Source organism: Microcystis sp. LE19-84.1B, from assembly GCF_027531875.1.
GTDB classification, from domain to species: domain Bacteria; phylum Cyanobacteriota; class Cyanobacteriia; order Cyanobacteriales; family Microcystaceae; genus Microcystis; species Microcystis panniformis.
Map to the genome: position 1 here is coordinate 1 of NZ_JAPZSR010000430.1, position 4,067 is coordinate 4,067.

At 42.0% G+C, this 4,067-nt stretch carries 4 protein-coding genes and 2 pseudogenes; 2 read left to right on the plus strand and 4 right to left on the minus strand.

The features are described 5' to 3' along the window. From O9324_RS24365 to O9324_RS24380, 4 genes and pseudogenes are all read right to left on the minus strand, one after another. A partial coding sequence (locus O9324_RS24365) for a helix-turn-helix domain-containing protein (RefSeq protein ID WP_288141547.1) occupies positions 1–250 on the minus strand: 250 nt, incomplete at its 3' end. A gap of 33 nt (positions 251–283) precedes the next feature. Beyond that, positions 284–778, minus strand: coding sequence for a transposase (locus O9324_RS24370; protein ID WP_353851742.1), 495 nt, complete (start codon positions 776–778; stop codon positions 284–286). 87 nt (positions 779–865) lie between these two features. Continuing rightward, positions 866–1,180, minus strand: a pseudogene (locus O9324_RS24375) (M42 family peptidase); the annotation flags it as partial. Positions 1,181–1,295: 115 nt separating this feature from the next. Next, entirely contained in the window at positions 1,296–2,633 is a 1,338-nt protein-coding gene (locus tag O9324_RS24380) for a helix-hairpin-helix domain-containing protein (protein WP_288141548.1), read from the minus strand. A gap of 488 nt (positions 2,634–3,121) precedes the next feature. Between O9324_RS24380 and O9324_RS24385 the strand changes: the two are divergent. Together O9324_RS24385 and O9324_RS24390 are read left to right on the plus strand one after the other, a co-directional pair. Further along, positions 3,122–3,361: pseudogene (locus tag O9324_RS24385) on the plus strand (helix-turn-helix domain-containing protein); the annotation flags it as partial. Positions 3,362–3,580: 219 nt separating this feature from the next. Beyond that, positions 3,581–3,868: a hypothetical protein gene (locus tag O9324_RS24390; RefSeq protein WP_024971277.1), complete on the plus strand. Its 288-nt coding sequence runs from the start codon at positions 3,581–3,583 to the stop codon at positions 3,866–3,868. Positions 3,869–4,067: the final 199 nt, after the last annotated feature.

Consider the following 4,067-nt stretch of genomic DNA (forward strand, 5'->3'; position numbering starts at 1 on the left):
AATGTCTTAACCCTTGTTGTAAGGGTACACAGCTTACTTCATTGAGAAAGTCTAATTCTTCTTGTTTTTTCCAATCGGTTAGCATTGAAGAAGTTTCAGTATATCCTACTCTTTCTTGTCTTTCATACCATGCTTGTGTTCGTTCGTGGAGAGCTTTATTGTAAACTAATCTTACACAGCCCAAAGTGCGCCGCAATAGCGACTCTTGTTCTGGTGTGGGGTAAAATCGAAACGAATAGGCTTTTTCCATACCTCACATTCTAACACATATTTTGTAAATGCGCTAAGATTTAACAGCAAAGCCGCCGTAAAACGGCGGGGTTTCAGACCCAAAATTTCCGATGACCCGTTGACGATACTGTTGTTCGTAATAATCTGCTCCTAGCTCTTGATAGGATTGTTTGGTCGTCCACAGATGATAAAAAATCCGCGCTATTTTATGTGCCGTGGCCGTAATCGCCTTGGCCGCACCAGCGCCGCGATAAAGACGACGATAAAAAGCTCCCAAAGCGTAACTAGAACGACTGACTGCTTGATCGGCTAATCTAAAGGCCGTGGCGGCTCGATTGACAACTTTACGAGTTTGTGAGCTTTTGACTTTCCCGCCAGTAATGCGACAGCCTGGACATAAACCTAACCAAGAGGCGAACTGCTTCTCCGTTTTAAATTTACTGGGGTCTAAGCCAACTTCGGCAATAATCGTTGGCACCGTGACCACATCCAAGCCATCAATGGTGGTAAAATCTACCCCAGTAATGCGATAGACATTTCCAAAAATTTATAAGTCAGTCACAGCAAGGAAGAGAGGCAGATTAGACCAAGAGTCAAAATTAGCTCTCAAAACCGATTAATCAGGGTTTGATCTGATAATATCTACCACCCCCTCTCCGCAAATCCAAGGAAAAGCTCCCCCAAGTCGGCGAATTTGCAGAGTACCATCGGGATTAATTGCCTTGATAATAGCGCCAATTTCGTCTTTATGACCAGTAATAGCAATTTTTTTAGTCGAATCTTGTCCTTTAATTTTTCCGATGACATTTCCCGCTTGATCTTGCCATGTTTCTAATCCTAACTCTGGAAAGCGTTCTAGTAAAAAGCGATCGATTTCCGTTTCCATTCCACTAGGAGAATGATGGAGTACAAGAGTAGCAATAGTGTCAAAGAGTTGATCAAAATCTATATTTATCTTGATTTTGTGGGTGGAAAAAGAATTATTATCGAAACAGGAAATCGCCAAGGTTTTACAGGAACAATATTAGCGCAATCATGGCCCTTGAGTGATTGCCAGTTAGCATTTAATGATTAATCAGAGGTGCAGAATTAGCCAGAAAACCGGCAACTTTCAGAGACTCTACCACCGAATTGTCATCCTCTACCCAATAGTTTTGTCCTAAACGCACAAATTGACGCTGAGTTCCCGCACCGATGGTGGCAATAACGGGAACTTTTGCCTTTTGTTTGTCTCCCGATTGCAGAATACTTTTAAGAAGATTTTGACGATTTTGGTTGACGACATCTTGCAGCGATAAATTAACCATCACCATTTTAATGGTTTCGATCGGTTCCGCATCTTCGACAATTAATTGTACCCGATCATCTCGGCGATCAACTTTTCCCCACACCATTAAAGTTGCTTCCTCCACTAATAATTTTTGCAGACGTTCGTAGCTATCGGAAAAAACCACCGCTTCCGACTGTCCCGAGGCATCTTCTATGGTTAAAAAGGCCATGGGAGTCCCTTTTTTAGTCATAATTTTCTTGACGGCATTTAATAGGACAATGGCACTGACTTTTTTTCTGGTTTTGTGTTCTTCTAAGTCAGCTAAATTGATAGGAGATAGGACTTGAGCAGCTCTTTGTAAAGCTTTTAAAGGATGTTCGGAAACATAAAAACCTAAATGTTCTTTTTCCAGTCTTAACTTTTCCTGTAGGGAAAAATCTTCCACTGCGGTTGCACTGGGAGACTGTTCAAACTCGGACTCTTGTTTATTTTCTGTGCTACCCCCTAGCATATCAAAAATATTCATTTGACCACTTTCTTTCTCTTTGGTGCGTTTTTGCGCCCAAGCAACTACTAATTCTAAATCTTCAATTAATTGATGGCGATTCGGTTGAATTTTATCAAAAGCACCAGAATAAATTAGCGTTTCTAAAGCTCTTTTGTTGATCACTCGCAAATCAACACGCTCGCAAAAATCCCCTAAGGAAGTAAACTTTCCTCCTGTTGCTTCCCGGGCTTTTAAAATAGCCTCGATCGCATTTTCGCCCAGGTTTCTAACTGCGGACAAACCAAAGAGAATTTTGCGCCCAATCGGGGTAAAATGTTTTTGCGATCGATTGATGTCGGGAGGTTCAACATCGATATTCATTTTCTGACAGTTTTCTCGATACTTTTCCACCTTATCCTGATTATCGCTACTAGCAGTTAGTAACGCTGTCATATATTCCACAGGATAATTAGCTTTTAAATAAGCGGTTTGATAGGTGACGTAAGCATAAGCGGTAGAGTGAGATTTATTAAAACAATTGGAGGCAATTAACCCGTTGCCCAGCAAAAAATTATGATCTTTCTTTACACCAATATCGTAAACGGGTTTTCTTCCCAAGTATTGACGACCAATAATTTTAACCATATTAGTAACTCAACTCTCCAGAGATTTTTGTAACGGTGCTAATGGAAATATGGCATTTCTTTGCCAAATCAGACTGCCAAGGGCAAAAAAATTACCATATTAATAACTAAAGTGTATATTCTAAGTAGGTGGGTGGAATTTAATATAACAAAGAACGTAGGTTGGGTTGAAGCATGAAACCCAACGCCCGCTCATGTTACGCTACCGCTAACCCATCCTAGAAATAATTGTGCCTCCCTACTTAAGTAGTTGGACAAAAGTAAAGTTAACTGTGGGGTCAGGAGTCGGTCGTCGGTCGTCGGTCGTCAGTAAGAATTGCGGCAATTTACATTTCTTAAGATAGACAACAGAATTTATGTCCGACTACTTACCTACAATAGGTTACGATCAAATTAAACAACATCATTGAAAATTTGGGTCTAAAACCCCGCCGTTGTAGGTTGGCTTTAATTTAAATACTAGCGCATTGACACGATATACGCTAGAATGTGAAGCTTCGATTTTACCCCACACCAAAACAAGAGTCGCTATTGCGGCTCACATTGGGTTGTGTAAGATTAGTTGACAATAAAGCTCTCCATGTCAGAACACAAGCTTGGTGCGAAAGACAAGAAAGAGTAGGGTACAGTCAAACTTCTTCAATGTTAACCGAGGAGAAAAAACTAGAAAAACTAGACTTCTTCAATGGGGTTAGCTGTGGCCGTTTGCCACAAGGGTTAAGACACCTGTAAACAGCTTTTACTAATTTCTTGGCCGGTCGTACAAAATTTGGTTAAAGGGGAGCAACGCAAAGCGGGGCAAAATGCAGCCGTTAAGATAGCCAAGAAACCTGGCCACTGACGGCAAGGGCCTAGATCGTACCTTGACGAGAAGTCAGCGCTGGGTAGTTCACCCATTGTGTTATAATTCTGGCCAAGCCATCAAGGGATTTGAAAAGGAGCAACACCATGAGTCTATCTTCAGAAGCCTATCGCCAAGCCCTCGTGCGGGATGGAGAACGGCGCTATCAGGAATGGCACCAAAATTATCACAACCAATGCCGTCAATCAACGGCGGAATACCAAGCTCGTTCGGCCCAACAACGCCCAACAAACCAACAACGCCCAACAAAGCCCTGGATTTCTTCGGAAGCCTACCGCCAATTTTTAGTCAGAGATGGGGAGCGGCGTTTTGCGGAATGGCATGGCGAGTTTTTAGACTATCAACGACAATTTCTGGCCAGTCAATCCACTTAAACGGACGTCAGCCAATCCCCATTACAGCAATCTCTGAAAATAGTGGCTACAGTCCCCGAAGAAATAGGGCTCTTCTCGACTTTGTGTGATAATTTTTGCTTATGGAATCGTGAAATGCTTATCGGGCAAGACTTTTAGGGCTATTTTGCGGATATTCTATCAGTATAGACCTCGTTTCCACACAGAAACCAGAAGAGCC

Bases quoted from the DNA above. Each gene is read 5' to 3' on its own strand.
- O9324_RS24380 (WP_288141548.1), bottom strand. From the start codon at position 2,633: ATGGTTAAAATTATTGGTCGTCAATACTTGGGAAGAAAACCCGTTTAC.
- O9324_RS24390 (WP_024971277.1), top strand. From the start codon at position 3,581: ATGAGTCTATCTTCAGAAGCCTATCGCCAAGCCCTCGTGCGGGATGGA.